The sequence below is a fragment of the Nocardioides euryhalodurans genome (genome assembly GCF_004564375.1).
In the GTDB taxonomy this organism is placed as follows: domain Bacteria; phylum Actinomycetota; class Actinomycetes; order Propionibacteriales; family Nocardioidaceae; genus Nocardioides; species Nocardioides euryhalodurans.
Window position 1 is genome coordinate 3,067,382 of the sequence record NZ_CP038267.1, and the last position, 17,468, is coordinate 3,084,849.

General features: G+C 70.4%; 16 protein-coding genes. 13 read left to right on the forward strand and 3 right to left on the reverse strand.

The features are described 5' to 3' along the window. Positions 1-13: 13 nt before the first annotated feature. The 7 genes from EXE57_RS14735 (at position 14) to EXE57_RS14765 (ending at position 6,717) form a co-directional block, all read left to right on the forward strand. Positions 14-1,090, forward strand: a complete 1,077-nt coding sequence (locus EXE57_RS14735; RefSeq protein ID WP_135078759.1) for a hypothetical protein — start codon at positions 14-16, stop codon at positions 1,088-1,090. A 52-nt stretch (positions 1,091-1,142) separates the two neighbouring features. After that, a complete protein-coding gene (locus tag EXE57_RS14740; RefSeq protein ID WP_135078761.1) occupies positions 1,143-1,421 on the forward strand; it encodes a PqqD family protein in 279 nt (92 codons plus the stop codon). A gap of 36 nt (positions 1,422-1,457) precedes the next feature. After that, the gene (locus tag EXE57_RS14745) at positions 1,458-1,718 is read left to right on the forward strand and encodes a YnfA family protein (RefSeq protein WP_244246855.1); all 261 of its coding nucleotides are present in this window, start codon (positions 1,458-1,460) and stop codon (positions 1,716-1,718) included. A 179-nt stretch (positions 1,719-1,897) separates the two neighbouring features. Next, a complete protein-coding gene (locus EXE57_RS14750) occupies positions 1,898-3,295 on the forward strand; it encodes a hypothetical protein (RefSeq protein ID WP_135078765.1) in 1,398 nt (465 codons plus the stop codon). A 306-nt stretch (positions 3,296-3,601) separates the two neighbouring features. Then, positions 3,602-4,876: a GH39 family glycosyl hydrolase gene (locus EXE57_RS14755; RefSeq protein ID WP_167305924.1), complete on the forward strand. Its 1,275-nt coding sequence runs from the start codon at positions 3,602-3,604 to the stop codon at positions 4,874-4,876. Between the two features lie 39 nt (positions 4,877-4,915). Continuing rightward, positions 4,916-6,271 (forward strand): glycoside hydrolase family protein, encoded by a 1,356-nt coding sequence (locus EXE57_RS14760; protein WP_135078769.1) that lies wholly within the window; start codon positions 4,916-4,918, stop codon positions 6,269-6,271. Then, positions 6,268-6,717, forward strand: a complete 450-nt coding sequence (locus tag EXE57_RS14765; RefSeq protein WP_135078771.1) for a VanZ family protein — start codon at positions 6,268-6,270, stop codon at positions 6,715-6,717. Before EXE57_RS14760 ends, EXE57_RS14765 begins: the two co-directional genes overlap by 4 nt. Here the strand turns inward: EXE57_RS14765 and EXE57_RS14770 are convergent. Further along, a complete protein-coding gene (locus EXE57_RS14770) occupies positions 6,695-7,771 on the reverse strand; it encodes a glycosyltransferase (RefSeq protein WP_208542867.1) in 1,077 nt (358 codons plus the stop codon). The genes EXE57_RS14765 and EXE57_RS14770 overlap by 23 nt on opposite strands. Positions 7,772-7,969: 198 nt before the next feature. Here EXE57_RS14770 and EXE57_RS14775 point away from each other — a divergent pair, with 198 nt between their 5' ends. Genes EXE57_RS14775 through EXE57_RS14795 form a run of 5 tightly spaced genes read left to right on the forward strand, consistent with a single transcriptional unit; the run spans position 7,970 to position 13,173 of the window. Next, positions 7,970-8,746: an O-methyltransferase gene (locus EXE57_RS14775; RefSeq protein ID WP_135078775.1), complete on the forward strand. Its 777-nt coding sequence runs from the start codon at positions 7,970-7,972 to the stop codon at positions 8,744-8,746. After that, positions 8,740-9,921, forward strand: coding sequence for an oligosaccharide flippase family protein (locus EXE57_RS14780; RefSeq protein WP_135078777.1), 1,182 nt, complete (start codon positions 8,740-8,742; stop codon positions 9,919-9,921). Before EXE57_RS14775 ends, EXE57_RS14780 begins: the two co-directional genes overlap by 7 nt. Further along, complete coding sequence (locus EXE57_RS14785) at positions 9,918-11,249, forward strand: oligosaccharide repeat unit polymerase (protein WP_135078779.1); 1,332 nt, start codon at positions 9,918-9,920, stop codon at positions 11,247-11,249. Before EXE57_RS14780 ends, EXE57_RS14785 begins: the two co-directional genes overlap by 4 nt. Beyond that, positions 11,225-12,226 carry a hypothetical protein gene (locus EXE57_RS14790; RefSeq protein WP_135078781.1) on the forward strand — a complete coding sequence of 334 codons (1,002 nt, stop codon included), beginning with the start codon at positions 11,225-11,227 and terminating at the stop codon, positions 12,224-12,226. The genes EXE57_RS14785 and EXE57_RS14790 overlap by 25 nt, the downstream gene beginning before the upstream one ends. Next, the gene (locus tag EXE57_RS14795; RefSeq protein WP_135078783.1) at positions 12,157-13,173 is read left to right on the forward strand and encodes a glycosyltransferase family 2 protein; all 1,017 of its coding nucleotides are present in this window, start codon (positions 12,157-12,159) and stop codon (positions 13,171-13,173) included. The genes EXE57_RS14790 and EXE57_RS14795 overlap by 70 nt, the downstream gene beginning before the upstream one ends. Positions 13,174-13,261: 88 nt before the next feature. Here the strand turns inward: EXE57_RS14795 and cysN are convergent, their stop codons facing one another. After that, on the reverse strand, positions 13,262-14,563 hold the full coding sequence (cysN, locus tag EXE57_RS14800) for a sulfate adenylyltransferase subunit CysN (RefSeq protein ID WP_135078785.1): 1,302 nt from the start codon (positions 14,561-14,563) through the stop codon (positions 13,262-13,264). Further along, positions 14,563-15,483 (reverse strand): sulfate adenylyltransferase subunit CysD, encoded by a 921-nt coding sequence (gene cysD, locus EXE57_RS14805; protein WP_135078787.1) that lies wholly within the window; start codon positions 15,481-15,483, stop codon positions 14,563-14,565. Before cysD ends, cysN begins: the two co-directional genes overlap by 1 nt. A gap of 206 nt (positions 15,484-15,689) precedes the next feature. Here cysD and EXE57_RS14810 point away from each other — a divergent pair, with 206 nt between their 5' ends. Further along, positions 15,690-17,468, forward strand: coding sequence for an N-acetylmuramoyl-L-alanine amidase (locus EXE57_RS14810; RefSeq protein ID WP_135078789.1), 1,779 nt, complete (start codon positions 15,690-15,692; stop codon positions 17,466-17,468).

Genomic DNA, 17,468 nt, shown 5'->3' on the forward strand with positions numbered 1-17,468 from the left:
AGGAGCGGTCACGGTGGTCGAACGGGTCGTCCTGCACGTCGGGACCATGAAGTCCGGCACGACGTACCTCCAGCGCGTGCTCGACACGGGCGTGCTCGAGAGCGCTGGCGGCTTCTACGCCGGCGGGTCGTTCAAGGCCCAGGCGCGGGCGGTGGACAGCCTGCCGCAGTGGACGGAGCGGCGTCCGCCCCGTGCGTGGCGTGCCCTCGCCCAGCGGGTGCAGCACCGGCCGGGCACCGCCTTCTACTCCCACGAGTTCCTCTCCTTCGCCTCGAGGAAGCGGGTACGACGGGTCGTCGAGTCGTTCGGCGGGACGCCGGTGGACGTCGTCCTCACCGTCCGCGACCAGCACTCGGCGATCCCCGCGCAGTGGCAGACCTTCGTCCGCAACAGCGGGGTCGCCACCTGGGAGGAGTACGTCCGGGGCCTGGAGACCGTCCTCGAGGGCGGGCAACGACGTCGTACGCCCGCCGAGACCAACTATCGCCGCGCCCAGGGCGTCCAGCAGATCGTGGCCCGGTGGGGTGGTGACCCCGGGGTGTCGTCGGTCGCCGTGGCGCTCGTTCCCCCGCCCGGCTCCGCGCCCCAGCTGTTGTGGCAGCGCTTCTGCGAGGCCGCCGGGATCGAGGCGCCCGAGCCGCCGGACGTCGGCACCCGGCTCAACCCCTCCCTCGGCTACGCCTCGTGCGAGGTGGTCCGCCTGCTCAACCCGTCGCTGGCCGGCATGCGCCGGCCGGAGCCGGCGCGGGCGCGCCGGGTGGTCCTGGGCGCCCTGCTCTCACCCCGCGAACCGGAGGCGCGTCCGGTGCTCGACCGTACGGGCGGTGACCTGGCCCGCGAGCTCAACCAGCGGATCCTGCGCGTCCTCGAGCGTCGGGGCGTCCGCGTCGTCGGCTCGGCCGGCGACCTTCCCGTGACGGGTGGCGAGGGGGAGGCGTCGTCGATCCCGCCGCCCGACCCCACGGAGCTGCGCCGCGCGGCGGAGCACGCCTGGGAGCGGTGCGTCCCCGGGGTCGCCCTGCCGCCGGGAGACGTCGACGACGTCGTCGCGGAGCTGGGGCGGCGCCTGGCGACGCGGTTCGGCCCGTGACCGAGGCGTGGGCCGCGGCCACGACCGGAACCGGCTGGTGCAGAATTTCGGCATGACCGAGACCCGCTGGCGACACGCGCCCGAGGCGACCGACGTCGACTCCGGCGACCGGGTCGTGGTCGTGGACCTGACCGCACGGGACCCGCGGCCCCAGGTGCTCGAGGGCACCGCCGCGACGATCTGGCGGCTGCTCGCTGAGCCGCGGACCCAGGCCGAGCTGGTGACGGCCCTCACCGACGAGTACGACGACGTCGACCCCGCCCAGGTGGCTGCCGACACCGCGGGCTTCCTGCAGCAGCTCGCGGCCGCGGGGCTCGCCACGACCGTCTGAGGAAGACTGACCGGCACGCCCGTCGCGAAGTCCCTCGTGCTGTTCGCCGTCGCCGCGCTCGCGGAGACCGGGGGCGCGTGGCTGGTCTGGCAGGGCGTCCGGGAGCAGCGCGGCTGGATCTGGGTGGGGGCCGGTGTCATCGCGCTCGGCCTCCACGGCGGTGTGTTCGTGGCCGGCTCGCTCGCGTGGGGGATGGCGGTCGACGGCTTCCGACCCGACCGCTACGACGTCGCGGGAGCCCTCATCTGCCTCGTCGGTGTCGCGGTCATCATGTACGCCCCACGCACGGCCGCCTGACGCCTGACGTTTCAGTTCGGCCCGATCTGAAACGGACGCCGCACGGACGGCTTCGTTTGCCACGCTGCTCGCAGGAACCGGGGGAGGGACCGGCGGCCCGAGAGCAGCGGGGTGTTGTGCGAGGGCCGTCGGGACCCGGAATCCACCACGCCCCCGTCGCGGGGTGCGACCATGGCGACGTGGGCCATGGGGGGCTGATCGCACTCGACGACACCACGCCGCTCAACGGACCGTCGATCGACCCGGCCGTCCGGATCGGGTGGGTGGTGCGGACCGCGCGCCTGCTCCGGCAGGAGCCGGGCAACCGTCGTCTCGAGGACCTCGCCCGCCGCACCGGCTCCAACGCCACCCGCCTGCACCGCCTCGAGACCGGCCAGCTCCGCGACGGGCTCCTCGTCGATGCCTACGAGCGTGCCCTCGACCTGCCGGGAGGCTCGCTGCGCGCGCCGATCGACATCATGTGCCGGACCTTCCGGAGGAGCAGTCCGCGGGACAGGGCGCCGGGCGCCCCGATCGACCGGGTGCACGACCTGTCCCGGCTGACGGAGCTCCTCCTCGACGAGGGGCAGCACCCCACCGGGGGGCAGTGGCTCGACTGGGCGCGCGCGGTGTCGCAGCCCGGGGCGATCGGGCTGCCCGACTTCCTGGCCCAGCCGCTGGTGCACCGCCTCGCCAGCGAGCTGGGGCGCTCGGTCTCCCACGGCTATCCCTCGCGCTACGAGGCGCTCTCGCTGCTGCGCTGCAGCGCCTACGGCGGAGTGGTGCTCGCGGTGGCCCGGGAGGTGGTCGCCGACCCGCACGTGCAGGGACTTCTCGACCTGATGAGCGCGGTGGGGGAGTCGGTGACGCCGGCCGCGGTCGGCTGGTGCCTGGACCTGCTCGACGACCCGCGCGACCGGGTCGTGACCGGTGGCGCGCTCGCCCTCGAGAACATGGGGCAGATCACCGACGCGGCCACCTTCTGGGACCCGCTGGTGCCGACGCTGGTCGGCCGACTGGCCGCCGCCGAGGAGGGCGGACACCGGTGGGAGTGGCTCTCCCACCTGCTCCGGCTGGTGCCGCAGCCGGTCCGTGAGGGCCACGACGTCCGGGCCGCCCTCCCGCTGGCGCCGCTCGCGGACATTCCCGACTGGAGCCGGACGCACCGCAACCGGCACTGGATGGCGTGCCGCGCCAGGGCGGCCGAGATCGCCCGGCGGTTGGGGCTTCCCGACGAGCCGGTGCTGGCGCGGCTGCTGTTCGACATCGCCGTCAGCCCGTGGGAGTCCCGCGCGGTGACCAGCTACATGCTCGTCGGCGCCGTGCCGAGGTCGCGGCGCTGGTCGGCGACCGGCTGGCCGCGTTCGCGGAGGAGACCCGCGACGAGGTGCTCGCGGCCCGCGCCGTACGCCGCCTGCCGGGCACCCTCCACGGCACCTTCCCCGCCGCGGCCGAGCGCTGGCTGGCCGGTGAGGACGAGGTGCTCCGCAACTGCGCGGTGCGGATGGCCGGCGCGGCCGGCCGGCTGGTCGCCGAGCCGGTGCTCGAGGAGGCGCTGCGCACCAGCCGCTGCGCCGCGACGTACGCCGCCGGCATGACCGGCCACCCGATCCTCGTCCGCTGGGCCGGCGACGCCGACCCCGAGGTGAGCGGTGCGGCCACCTGGTGGCTGCGCCACGGCACCCGGGTGGCCGGCTGAGTGGCACGCGGCCCGACCGTGGCGCACGAGCCTGGTGTGGATGGTGGGACGTCCCGGGGTCTCGACGTATGCTGCTGCCAAGCGTGGGTCGTGGGGTCCACCGCTGGGGGACGATGTCGAGCGCCTCCAGGCGTCCCGCGGTGTCCTCGACCACCGTGAGACCTGGAGCAGAGCTCCATCCTTGCCCTTCCTCGGGAGTCCGCTGATGTCCCTCAACGCCCACCGGTCCGTCCGCGCGCTCGTCGCCCTCGGACTCGCCCCTCTCCTCGTGCTGAGCACCCTGCTGGCCTCCGCGCCCGCCCAGGCGCAGAAGATCCGGCCGACGTTCTTCGGCATGCACGACGGACTGATCTCGAGCGGATCGATTCCGGGCGTCGAGCTCGGTGCGGTGCGGCTCTGGGACTCCGGCACGAGCTGGCGCCAGATCGAGACGGCGAACGGTGTCTTCGACTTCACCGCCACGGACCAGGCCGTCGAGAACGCGGAGGCTGCCGGACTCCGTCCGATGCTCGTCCTGGGCCAGACCCCCCGGTTCCACGCCACGAAGCGCAACGCCGCCGGTGCGTACGGCCGAGGCGCCACCAGCATGCCGAGGATCGCGGCCTGGACCCGCTACGTCGGGCGGGTCGCGCAGCGCTACGGCAACCGTGTCGACTACCAGATCTGGAACGAGCCCAACGTCAAGAACTACTGGACCGGCACCACTGCCCAGATGGCCAAGCTGACCGCGACGGCGTCGACCAGGATCAAGCGAGCCGCCGGCCGCAGGGCCACCGTGGTCGCCCCGGCCTTCCCGCTGCGCCTGAAGGGCCAGCAGGGCTGGTACACGAAGTACTGGGCCTCCAAGGTCGGGCGCAAGAGCGTGGCCGCCTTCGTCAACGTCGTGGCGGTCAACCTCTACCCCGAGGCGAAGCAGGCACCCGAGGCGCAGCTCCAGCTGCTGAACATCGCCAAGCGGCAGCTGCCCAAGGCGGCACGCAAGAAGCCGATGTGGAACACCGAGATCAACTACGGACTCCTCGGTGGGGACACCGCCAGGCGGATCTCCGCGGCGAAGCAGGCCTCCTTCGTCGCCCGCACCCTCCTGCTGAATGCCGCGAGCCCGATCCGCCGCGTCTACTGGTACCGCTGGGCCGTCGGCCCCATCGCCAACACCCACCTCGTCGAGGACGACCGCACCACCCTGACCCGGGCTGGTCGGGCGTGGGACACGGTCCACGGCTGGATCAACCGGACCGACGTGAAGAGCTGCTCCCAGGCGCGCCGGGGCAAGCTGAAGGGCGTCTACACCTGCACCGTCCGGGTGAGCCGGACCGAGGTCCGCCGGGTCCACTGGAAGCCCTCCGGGAGGGCGGCGACCATCACCACGCCCCGCTCGACGCGCTCCTGGACCAACCTCGCCGGGACCACGACCGACCGCAACGGCCGCTACCGCCTCAGGGTCGGATCGCTCCCGGTCATGGTGAGCTCCCGCAGCTGACCGGCCCACCCACGGAGCCCACGCGCCGGAGAGGAATGCATGCTGCTGCGTCGACACCGTCGACAACCCCTCACGCTCCTGGTCGCTGCCCTGCTCGTCGGTGTCACCGCCTGCTCAGCCGGTGACACCGACGTGGGCGGGACCGAGGCCCCCACCCCGTCGGCCGCAACCTCGCCGTCCGAGACCGGAGCGCCGAGCGCGCCGTCGGACGAGGGTGCGGAGGACGAGGCGACCAGGATGCGCGTACGACCGAGCTTCTTCGGCATGCACGAGGGACGGGTGGCCACGGGCGTCGCCCCTGAGGCTCCGGTCGGTGCGCTGCGCTTCTGGGACTCCGGCACCAGCTGGCTCCACGTGGAGACCAGCCCCGGACAGTTCTCCTGGGGTGCGCTGGACACCGCGGTCGCCACGTCGGAGGCCGCGCGAGCACGGCCGCTGCTCGTGATGGGGCAGACGCCCACGTTCCACGCCTCCCAGCCGGCGCAGGAGGCGGCGTACGGCCCGGGCGCTGCGTCCATGCCGGACGTGGACGCGTGGCGGCGCTACGTCACGGCCGTGGCCGAACGGTACGGCGACCGGATCGACTACCAGGTCTGGAACGAGACCAACATCAAGGGCTACTGGGCGGGGACTCCCCGGCAGATGGCCGAGCTCACCGTGGTCGCGAGCCGGGCGATCCGGCAGGTGGTGCCACGAGCGACGGTGGTGGCTCCTCCGTTCGCGCTGCGGCTCGCCGGTCAGCGACGGTACTTCGAGGACTACTGGTCGCTCCAGTCGCGCCGCACCGACCTGGCTGGTTCGGTCGACGCGGTCGCCGTCCACCTCTACCCACCGGCCGAGGAGCTCCCCGAGACGCAGGTCCGCCTGCTCGAAGGTGCCCGCGAGGTGCTGGCGCAGCAGGGTGTCGACCTCCCGGTCTGGAACACCGAGATCAACTTCGGGCTCCTGGGTGGCCCGGAGCCGCCGCCGATCCCCGAGGAGCGGCAGCGTGCGTTCCTGATGCGGACCTACCTGCTCAACGCGGGTCTCGGCGTAGAACGGGTCTACTGGTACCGCTGGGACATCAGCCGGATCGCCAACACCTACCTCACCGAGGAGGACGTCACGACCGAGACCCTCGCCGGGCGCTCCTTCGACGTGGTCCGTGCGTGGCTGGGGGGCACCGTGGCGGAGGAGTGCCTCCCGTCGGAGACCGACCGCGGGGTGTGGAGCTGCACGGTGCGCAAGGGGCGCGAGGAGCGGTCCTTCTGGTGGCGGGCCCACGGGCCGGCCACCCGTGTCGTCGTCCGGGACGCCCTGTCGTGGACCGACGCCGACGGCGACGTGACCAGGTGCCGCGACACCTGTCGGGTGCCGGTGGGTGAGACGCCGGTGATGGTCGTGGCGCGGTCGTGACGTCGAGTCCCGTCACCGCGGTCCGTCTCGTGGCGGCGGGCCTTCTGTGCGGCTACGTGCTGCTGATCTCCGCCGTCCTGCTGTCGGCCGACCAGTCACTCCCGACGGACGTGATCGCTCGCACGGAGCAGGCCTTGCGCGAGCGCGGGGCACCGGACTGGATGACGTGGGGAGACCGGGTCCAGATGATGCTGAACGCCTTCATGTTCGCTCCCATCACCGCCCTGGCCTCGCTCGCGTTCCCCCGACAGGCCTGGGGGAACTGGGTGGCCTACGCCTTCCTGGCGTCGGGCGCCGTCGAGGTGGTGCAGGCCTTCGCGCTCGAGCCTCGGTCCGCCGAGTACGTCGACGTGGTGGCCAACACCCTCGGCGGCCTGATGGGGGCGGTCGTCGTGCTTCCTGTGACGGCCTGGATGAGGGCGGTCAACGACCGGCGATCTCCGTGAGCATCCGCAGGTAGCGCTCCGCCACGTCGTCCCAGCGATAGGTCGCCGCGGCGTGCTGCTGCCCGAGTGCTCCTCGCTTGCGGGCGCCTTCGGGATCGGCGTCGTCGCCACGGATCTCAGCCGCAACGGTGGCGGGGTCCGAGAAGAAGCGAGCGTGCCCGGCGGTGACCTCACGGTTGAAGTTGACGTCGTAGGCCGTCACCGGCGCTGCGCATCCGAGCGCCCGCAGCAGCGACGGGTTCGTGCCACCGACCGAGTGGCCGTGAAGGTAGCTCAACGAGTTCGCGTAGAGTTGGTTGAGCAGGTCCTGGTCCCAGACGGCGCCGACGAAGCGGGCGTCGGACTCTCCCGCAGCGCCACGGATGTCGGCGATGTGATCGTCCCCGTAGGGCGCCGACCCGACCACCACCAGGGGGTGGGGGGATCCTGCTGCGGCGTAGCCGCGCACGATGACGTCGACGTGGTTCTCGGGCTCGAGCCGAGCCACGACGAGGTGGTACGCCCCGGGGGAGAGGGCCAGCTCGCCGAGCCGGTCGGCGCCCGGGTCCATGATGGGGGCTCCGTACGGGATGACGTGGCTGTCCACGCCATAGGTCTCCCGCAGGTGGTCGGCGATGCCCTGGGCGTCGGCGATGAGCGCCAGACCGGACGACGCGGCGTACCTCTCGGCCCAGCGGTAGTACCGCGCGCCTGCTCCCTGCCACTTGGCCCGCTTCCACTCCAGGCCGTCCACGTGGACGGCCGTCGGGATGCGGCGGGCCTTCAGGAGGGGGATGAACGGCGCGTTGCCGGCGTTGAAGAGGACCGCTGCGTCCGGGCGGTGCCGGGCCGCATGGGCCACGGACAGGCCGCTGTGGCTGAGGGTCTCCAGCGACCGCTTCCGCAGTGCTGGGAGGTTCACCAGCGTCATCCCGAGGTGTTCCTCGAGTGTCTGGTCGGGGTTGCGGCAGTAGACCGTCACCCGATGCCCGTCGGCCGCCATCCGCGACCCGATCTCCTCGACCGCGGTCTCGAACCCGCCGTACTGCGCGGGCACCCCGCGGGTCCCGATCATCGCGACGTGCACAACGTCCTTCCGTCCAGGCCGAGTTCTTGGATGTTCCTGACCGTATCGCCGTCCGGACCTGCGGCCGCCACCGGAGGGCAGATTGTCACCCGCCGGGCGGGGCGACTGGGCGCCACGCAACGCCCTCCTTAGGATGCTCGCGTAGTCGCTTGGTGCATTGACGGCCCGCCAACACGATTGAGGTTCATGATGTCGCGCCCCCGGTTCATCGCTCGCCGCCCAGTGCTCGTTGGGCTCATCGTGCTGATGGTGGTTGTTGTGGCGATCGACCTCGCGACTGATCGGGCCTCCGCGGTGGAGGTGATGCTGCTGGTCGTGCTGGTCGGATGGATCTCGGAGTCGCTGTTCCGTAGCCGGGTCGACGCCGAAGCGCGCGAGTCCGACGCCAACGCGCGGTGGGCCCTTGCGGGCTTGATGGGCACCGGTGAGACCTGGCCGACGATGGGTGGCTGGGCCTTGGGGCCGGCCGCGGTGACGGAGTGGATCCGCCGTGTCTCGGCCATGGAGACCCCGCAGGTCGTCGAGCTCGGCCCGGGGAGTTCCACGCTCTTGCTCGCCCGCGCCGTCCCGCATGCCAGAGTTCACGCGGTTGAGCACGACCCTGTGTACGGCGACCGCATTCGGGCGGCGGCCACGGGCTGGGGTCTGAGCGGGGTGACGGTGGTGGATGCGCCGTTGCGCGCAACAGCCGAAGAGACTGCGTGGTACTCCGGCGACTCGGTCTCGGCGTTGCCTGAACGTGTCGATGCGCTGCTGGTCGACGGGCCGCCCAACTGGGACGGCAAAGGGCGTCGCTCCCCGGCGAGGCGCGTCATCGAGGAGCGGATGCCCGCGGGCGCCCTCGTTCTCGTCGATGACACCGACCGCCCCGACGAGCGCAAGATGGTGCGGGGCTGGGTTCGAAGCGGGCTGTGCAGGGTGGTGCAGGACTCGGGCAATCACGTCTTCCTGGAGAAGTGCTGATCTCGCCCTCCGGGAGAGCCTTGGTCGGCTACGGGCTCGTATCCACCTGCGCGCGCGCCGTCCCCCTCATTGCCCTCATGGGGGCCTCCTTCCTGATCCCGGCTGCAGAGTTTGGCGCCCTCGCGGGTGTCGTCGCTGCGGTCACGCTATGCATCGGTATTGCTGAAGGCGGGCTCGACTCCTCCGCCTCACTGCTGGTAGGTAGCGGTCGGCCGGCTCCTGCGACCCTGTCGTCGCTCCTCACCCTGCGGCTCATGGTGGCCGCGCTCCTCGCAGTCGCCGTCCTGCCTCCCCTCCTCCTTCCGCTTGCCCTTCCAGCGACAGCCACCGTTCTGTCTCTCGCCGCAGTCGCGGTCGTGTTGTCCTCCATTGCCGCGACGTGTCGACTCCGACTGCGGCTGGAGAGCCCTGCACGCGAAATGAGAGTTCTGGCCGCGGACCGGTGCGTCAGCGCAGTCCCCTTCCTCGCTGGCCTCGTCGCAGGGGCCGAGCTCGAGGCCCTGATACTGCTGTTCCTGGCCGGCCAAGCCCTCGGATGTCTCTTGACAATCCTGGTGATCCGCCCGCCACGGGCAGGGCGCTCCCTTGCGCGGGAGCTGATCACGCACGCGCTGCCGTTCGTTGCCAGCACCGTTGCTGCGAACGTGACGTGGCGTGTCGGCGTGATTGCGCTGGGAATGAAGGGGGCAGTGGAGCAGGCTGGCTACCTCGCGACCGCCATCTACCCTGTTCAGGCACTGGTGCTGGTGTCGGCGGGTAGCGCCCCGTTGATTCTCATCGGTGGGCGGCAAGGACTCAGCCAACTTGTTCCTCGACGACGGGCCGTGGGGCTGCTGGTGGCCGCAACCGCCCTGGCAGCAACAGCAACGGCGGCAATTGGCCCCTTGGTGGCTCCCGGTGATGCTGTCTGGACGTTGACGGTCCTCCTCTGCGTCCTGCCGATGGCGTTGGCCAACCCGCTCGTCGGGGCAGGGATTCGGGTGCACGGCCACGCGGGTCTGGTCGCCGGCGCGGCAGCAGCTGGAGCTACGGTGGCTGTGCTCGTGTCGCTGACGGCGGAGCTGGCTGCCATCAATGCCCTAGGAATCGTGATTGCCGAGACCGTTGTGCTGACTGTGATGCTCGTCCTGAGCGCTCGTCATGGATCCCTGCGCCCGGTGGGGGCCGCCTCGTGAGCAAGGTCTCGGATCTCGCGCTTCCGAGCGCCTGGTCCCTGAATGCAGCCCTGTCCCTTGCGGCAGCCGTGACGGTGCTCGGTGCGGCGGCAGCGACTCTGGCGCCGTGGTCCTTCGCGGCTGTTGCCGCCGCGGTGGTTTCGGTCGTGCTGATGAGCGCGCGTCAGAACTCGATGCCTTGGATACTGAGGCCGGTCGTCGTACTCATGGCGCCGGTGGTGGTCATCGGCTTCGTATCCGGCACCCTCCTGCCGGACGTCCAGTCGGTCGTCGCGAAGCTCTCGATCGTCGTGACGGCTGGCATGGCCATCGGCATGCTTCTCGCGGAGCGGGGTCGCGACTGGGTTGTCTCCCCGCGACCACGACTGGCCGTCGGACTGATGGTGGTCGGAGTCGCGGCCGGGTTGTACTTCTTCGTGGGAGCGGGCGTGCCGCTCCTCGCTGATAGCGTCGAGCAGGGGCGCGTCGATGCGGCCGCGTCCGGCACTGGGTACGTGCGGCTCCTCGCCTACATGATGATCCCCGCTTCGATCGTGCTGATCTGTACGAGGCATAGGTCCGCGTGGTTGCTGCCCGTTTGCGCCGCCCTGGTCGTCGCCGGGCTTGCCAACCGCAGCCCCATCCTCTACCTGGTGACGCCCTGCGTTCTTGTGCTGCTCAACGCTGGGAATCGTTCAAGGCTGCAGATTGGGCGGTACCGGCAGTTGGCGTTCGGGGCTGCGATCGCGGGCATGGCTGTAGCGGTGATTGGGCTGGGTGCCTACCGAATCGTGACCCAGCCAGAGTTCCGTACGTTTCCTGAGTACCGGTCCGACATCGAGTCGGGCAACTACGCCGCCGTGGGGCTGACCGCGTTCAGTCACTATGCCCGGGTGGTGCCCTCCAACGCCGAGCTCGCGGTGTCGTTGATCGACGCCGGTGAGCTGCCAAGGCAGTACGGAGCGACGTACGCGAGCCTCTTCGTCACAGCTCTGCCTGGACATCAGGACACTCTCGACATGAAGTTGAAGGAGGCGTCGGGGAAGGAGTTCGTGGGAGGTGGCATACCACCGACGCTGGCGGGTGAGGGGTACGTCAATTTCGGCTGGCCGGGCGTTCTACTCGGGGGCCTGGCGATGGGATGGCTAGCCGTTCGCTTCTCCCGGCTCGCGACAGTCGCGCGTCTCACGGCAGAGGAACGACGGGCGGGGCTGGCCCTCTACGGCTACGTCATCGCGTGGTCGGTCGGAGCTCACGTCGCAGGCTTCTCAGGGGCCAGCACCTTCCCGATGGCCGGCTTCCTTGCACTTTGCCTGCTGATGCGATGGAGGCGAGCGTCGTGCGCGTGATTACTCCGGTACCGGAGGGGCTTGCCTTCACGAGTCGGCCCGCGCGTCTGCTGGACGAGGTCAGCAAGCTGATGGGCATCGAGCCAATGGTGGAGCGCGGAGGGCGCTCCGGGTCGGGCCTGCGGGATGCCTCGCGTGTGGCCACGCTGGTCCGCCCCCAAACCGGCAGCCCCTCGTGGTGCTTCCATCCGCTCTACTTCGTCCGAGAGGCCGAGGCGGCGACGTGGATAGATGCCTACGACGACTATTCATTGGCTCCGGACATGTCTTGGGGTGTGCGACTGTTGGCCGCTCGCAACTATCGCGCCCTGCGGGCGGCTTCCTCGCCGGCGCTCGTCACAGTCAACTCCCGCTACATGCAACTCAAGCTGCGCCCGCGACCGACCGTTCTCGTGCCCAACGGGGTGTCGCCCGACCTGGCCGCGGTCCCGACCACCGGCGACGACCGCCTCAGGGTGATCGTCATGGGCCACTTCTTCGATGGGCGTACGGACTGGCGACTCCTTGATGAGATCCTGCATGCCCCCTCAATGGAGGAAGTGATCGTCGTTGGCGAGCACCCGCGCGTGGACGCCATGGTCACGCGGGCAAGGACGGCTGGACGCCCAGTGCAAGCTCGCACGTCGATGACACTGCAATCAATGGCTGGCGACGTAGGCGAGCGAACTGTGTTCGCCATCCCACACGTGGTGTCCGACTACACGCTGAGCCAGGACCTGATGAAGGCCTATCAGGCAATTGCGATGGGGCTTCCGGTGTGCGTCCCCAACGCCTTGTGGCCACATGCGATCTCACGCGACCTCGGCCAGGTCTTCGAGCGAGGCGTTGGCGTCGACGACGTGCTCTCGGGGGCTGCTCGAACGGTCATCACGCCTAGCCAGCGGCACGGATTCGCGGCCGATCACGCATGGAGCCGCAGGGCGGAGCGGATCGCCGAGGCGATGCCCTCGATGGAAGCTGGCTGGAGGACGCGATGATGCATGCCGTCTCGGTGATCGTCTTCAACTCCGACCCCGTGCTTGTGCTCCGCACGATCGAGAGCACGCTCACGCAGAGTCGCCCGCCGGACCTGCTCCAAGTGCTGGTTTCAGGGAGCGGCCCCGATGACCCCTTGGCGGCCGGGGTGAATCGCGCGTGCTCCGCTGCCACGTCGGGAACCACGTGCCGGGTGATCGTCCGTGCGGACAACCTTGGATTTGCGGGGGGCCACAACTACCTTGCCGACAAAGCGTTCGCGGCCGGTGCCGACTGGGTCACACTCCTCAATCCTGATCTGGACATGGACCCAGACGCTCTTGAGCGCTACTGGGCATCAGTAGAAGAGCACGCAGAAGGGTTCGCGATCCATGGGCCGCACCTTGTGACGCGCACGGACGAGGGTGAGGTGATCGACTCGGCCGGGATCGTGTGGTCCCGAGATGCACGGCACTTCGACGCCGACCAGGGGCAGCCGGCGGTGCAATTGCCCGACTGGGTCCACTCAGCTGACGGCGTCAGCGGAGCACTGCTGACGCTGTCTCGTGATACCCATGCCAAGCTCCTCGACGGCGGTGGAGAGTTTCTGGACGAATTGTTCCTCGCCTACCGTGAGGACGCCGAGCTAGGGCGCCGAATCCGAGTCATGGGAGGTTCATGCCTCATCCACCCCACTCCTGGCTTCCGGCATCGGCGAGGGGCACGCAACGCTGAACGCACCAGCCCTCTGCAGCGCCTGCTGGGCGTGCAGAATCGGTTCCTAATGAGGGCAAGGCTTGGTCCCGAACGGCCGGGCAGCGCTGCATCCGCGCTGATACGCGATCTGACCGTGGTCACGGCGGTCGTAGTCCGGGAGCGCTCCAGTCTTCCTGGACTACGGCGGGCGTGGTCGGTCCGCCGCTTTGAACGCTACAAGGGTCGTGCCGCCGCCGCTGCGCCTCGCCGCTGAGCGCCAGACGCCAAGCACGAAGTCCGTCGCGAGCGTATCTCGACGCCGAGCCGATTCGAATGGCTCGGCGTCGAGACGTGAAGAACGCTCAGCTGCCGGAGTTGATCATCCCGGCACCCACCGTCACACCGGTCTGCTCGTCGATCAGGATGAACGACCCGGTGGTGCGGTTCTTGGAGTACGGGTCGCACAGCAGCGGCACCGTGGTGCGCAGCGTGACGCGGCCGATCTCGTTGAGCCCGAGCTCCTGGGTGTCCTGGTCGCGGTGCAGGGTGTTGACGTCCAGGCGGTACTGGAGGTCCTTCACCATCGCGCGTCCGGTCCGGGTGGTGTGCTTGATGGCCAGCTTCTGCCGCGGCTGCAGCGGCTTGTTGGTCATCCAGCAGATCATCGCGTCGATGTCCTGAGCCGGGGTGGGGGCGTTCTTGACCCGCGCGATCATGTCGCCGCGCGACACGTCGACGTCGTCGGCCAGGCGGACCGTCACGCTCATCGGCGGGAACGCCTCGTCGAGCTGCTGGTCGAACAGGTCGATGGACTCGATGGTCGAGGTCATGCCGCTGGGCAGCACGACGACCTCGTCGCCCGGCTTGAGCACGCCGCCGGCCACCTGACCGGCGTAGCCGCGGTAGTCGTGGAACTCGTCGGACTTGGGGCGCACGACGTACTGGACCGGGAAGCGGGTGTCCATCAGGTCGCGGTCGGAGGCGACGTGGACGTGCTCGAGGTGGTGGAGCAGCGTCGGCCCGGAGTACCAGGACATGTGCTCGCTGCGGTCCACGACGTTGTCACCCTTGAGCGCCGAGATCGGGATGACCTCGAGGTCGGGGATGTTGAGCTTCGTCGCGAACTGCTTGAACTCCTGGTGGATCTTCTCGTAGGTCTCCTGCGAGTAGTCCACGAGGTCCATCTTGTTGATCGCCAGCACCAGGTGGGGCACGCGCAGCAGCGAGAGCAGCACCGCGTGGCGGCGGCTCTGCTCGGTGAGGCCCTGGCGGGCGTCGACCAGCACCAGGCCCAGGTCGGCGGTCGAGGCGCCGGTGACCATGTTGCGGGTGTACTGGATGTGGCCGGGGGTGTCGGCGATGATGAACTTGCGGTTCGGCGTCGCGAAGTAGCGGTAGGCGACATCGATGGTGATGCCCTGCTCCCGCTCCGAGCGGAGCCCGTCGGTCAGCAGCGCGAGGTCGGTGTAGTCGTACCCCTTCGCCTGCGAGGAGGTCTCCACCGCCTCGAGCTGGTCCTCGAAGATCGACTTGGAGTCGAGCAGCAGCCGGCCGATCAGGGTCGACTTGCCGTCGTCGACCGAGCCGGCGGTGGCGAAGCGGAGCAGGTCCATGTCGTCGGAGACGATCGTGGTCTGCGTGTTCTCTGCGGTGGTGTCGGCCATCAGAAGTAGCCCTCCTTCTTCCGGTCCTCCATGGCAGCCTCGGAGAACTTGTCGTCCCCGCGGGTGGCACCCCGCTCGGTGATGCGGGAGGCCGCAACCTCGTCGATGATCTTGGCGATGGTGTCGGCATCCGACTCCACCGCGCCAGTCAGGGTCAGGTCGCCGACCGTGCGGAAGCGCACGGTCTTCTCGACGACCTCCTCGCCCTCGCGGCAGGGGTTGAACTCGGACTCGGTCATCCACATGCCACCGCGGTTGAACACGCGCCGCTGGTGGGAGTAGTAGATCGAGGGGATGTCGATGCCCTCGCGGCCGATGTAGTGCCAGATGTCGAGCTCGGTCCAGTTGGACAGCGGGAAGACGCGCATGTGCTCGCCCTCGTGGATCCGGCCGTTGTAGAGGCTCCACAGCTCGGGGCGCTGCATCTTCGGGTCCCACTGGCCGAACTCGTCGCGGTGGGAGTAGACGCGCTCCTTGGCGCGGGCCTTCTCCTCGTCGCGGCGACCGCCACCGAAGGCGGCGGTGAACGCGTTCTCCTCGATGGCGTTGAGCAGGGTGCCGATCTGGAGACGGTTGCGGGTCGTCTTGCCGTCCTCGTGGACGATGCCGTTCTTGATGGCCTCCTCCACGCTGGCGACGATCATCCGCGTGCCGAGCCGGTCGACCCAGCGGTCGCGGCAGTCGAGCACCTCGGGGAAGTCGTAGCCCGTGTCCACCTGCAGCAGCGGGAACGGGACCTTGGCGGGGTAGAAAGCCTTCTCCGCCAGGCGGAGCATGACGATGGAGTCCTTGCCGCCGGAGAACATCAGGACGGGCTTCTCGAACTCGGCGGCGACCTCACGGAAGATGTGGATCGACTCGGCCTCGAGCTGCTCGAGCTGGCTCAGCTGGTAGTCGGCATGGGTCGGTGGTGCGCTCATGTGGTTGCGGGACCTTCCTCGGGGACAGCGGGAGTCATGCTAGCCGTGCCCACCCGGCGACGCTCAATCCGGCGTCATCGGTGGTCAGGCCTCCTCGCGGGGTCGCTGAACGCTAGCGTCTCAGGGCTGGGGGGCCCAGTCACGGGCACGCGACCCGCCGCGCGTGCTGCGGAGTCTGCCGTCACTGTAAATCTAGAGTGGCGCGTGTGACGAAAAGCAGTCCGGTCCCGGACCTCTCGGGGCGGCGCCCGCTCCTCAAGGCCGCGGCCGGCGGGCTGGTCGCCCTCGGCGCGGTCGGGGTCGCCTCCCGCGTCGCGCTCCACCCCGGTGACGATCCCGACCCCGGCGCCGACGGGCCGCCGCTGCTGCTCTCCGCCCAGGGCGACTCCGACGTACGCGCGCTCGACCTCCGGCTCGGCGACGAGCTGCTGCCACGGGTCGGGAAGGGGCGCTGGGAGACCCGCCGGCTCCCGACCTCCACCCACTCCATGGTGGGCTTCACCTGGCCCGAGGAGGCCCCGGCGCCCACGATCCGGATCCGCTCGCGGGTGGCCGGCGCCTGGCAGCCGTGGCAGCCGGTCCCGCGGCTCCACGACGCCCCCGACCCCGACTCGGGGGAGGGCAACGCCGTCACCGGCACCGACCTGGTGTGGATCGGCGCCTCGGACGGCATCCAGATCCAGGTCGAAGGGTCACGTCCCGGCGGGCTGACGCTGGTGCTGCTCCACCCCGCCCGCCGCGCGCTCGACACGCAGGCGGCACCGCTCGCCCGCGGCCTGGCCGCCGCGGAGGCCGAGACGGCGGAGCGGCGGGTGCCGATGCCGACGATGTTCTCCCGCGCGGACTGGGGCGCCGACGAGCGGTGGCGCAGCGGTACGCCGACCATCAACCGGACCATCAAGCAGGTCCACGTCCACCACACGGTCAACGCCAACAACTACTCCCGCGGCGACGTCGCTGGGCTGGTCCGCGGCATGTACCGCTACCACACCCAGAACCTCGGCTGGTCCGACCTCGGCTACAACTTCCTCGTCGACCGCTTCGGCCGGATCTGGGTGGGCCGCGCGGGCGGCCCGCAGCGTCCCGTCCGCGGCGCCCACACGCTGGGCTTCAACCACGAGTCGACCGGCATCTCGGTGATCGGCAACTTCGAGGTCGCCACCCCCAGCTCAGCAACCCTCACCGCCGTCGCGGCGATCGCGGCGTGGAAGCTCCACCCCTACGGCCGCAAGCCGCGCGGCAGGATCAGCGTGCGCTCCGAGGGCAGCGACCGGTTCCCGTCCGGCCGGACCGTCAGCCTCCCGGTGATCGACGGCCATCGCGACACCAACGAGACCGCCTGCCCCGGCCGCCACCTCTACGCCCAGCTCCCCGCCGTACGCCGCCGCGCCGCGCGCCAGATCCGGCGGGCCGGCGGCAGCGAGCCGGCCACCATCACCGTGACCGAGCCGGCAGCCATCACCGGCACCGCGCTGCTCGGCCGCGTGCTCCGGGGCGACCCCGGCCGCTTCACGCCCGGCGACGCCAGCGTCAGCTGGCGGTGGCTGCGCAACGGGAAGCCGATCCCCGGCGCCGGCGCGAAGGTCGAGACCTACCGTGCCCGCGCCCGCGACATCGGCCAGCGGGTCAGCTGCCGGGTCACCCTGGCCAAGGACGGCCTGCCCACGGTCACGCAGACCACCTCGGCGGTCGACGTCGGAGCCCGGGCGCAGATCGTCACCGACGTGACGAGCCGGAGGGGCCGGGTGACGGTGCGTGTCACCGTCGAGGGGCCGGACGGCGTCCGTCGTCGGCCCTCCGGCAAGGTCACCGTGACGCTCGGCCGTGCCGACCGCACCCTCACTCTCAGCCGCGGCGCTGCCGCGACCACGATCGGCCGTCACCGTCGGGTGCGGGCCGGGACCCACACCCTGACGGTCACCTACGCCGGCGGCGGGGGCTTCGAGGCGCCGCGCGTCACCCGGACGATCACCGTTCCGCGCTGA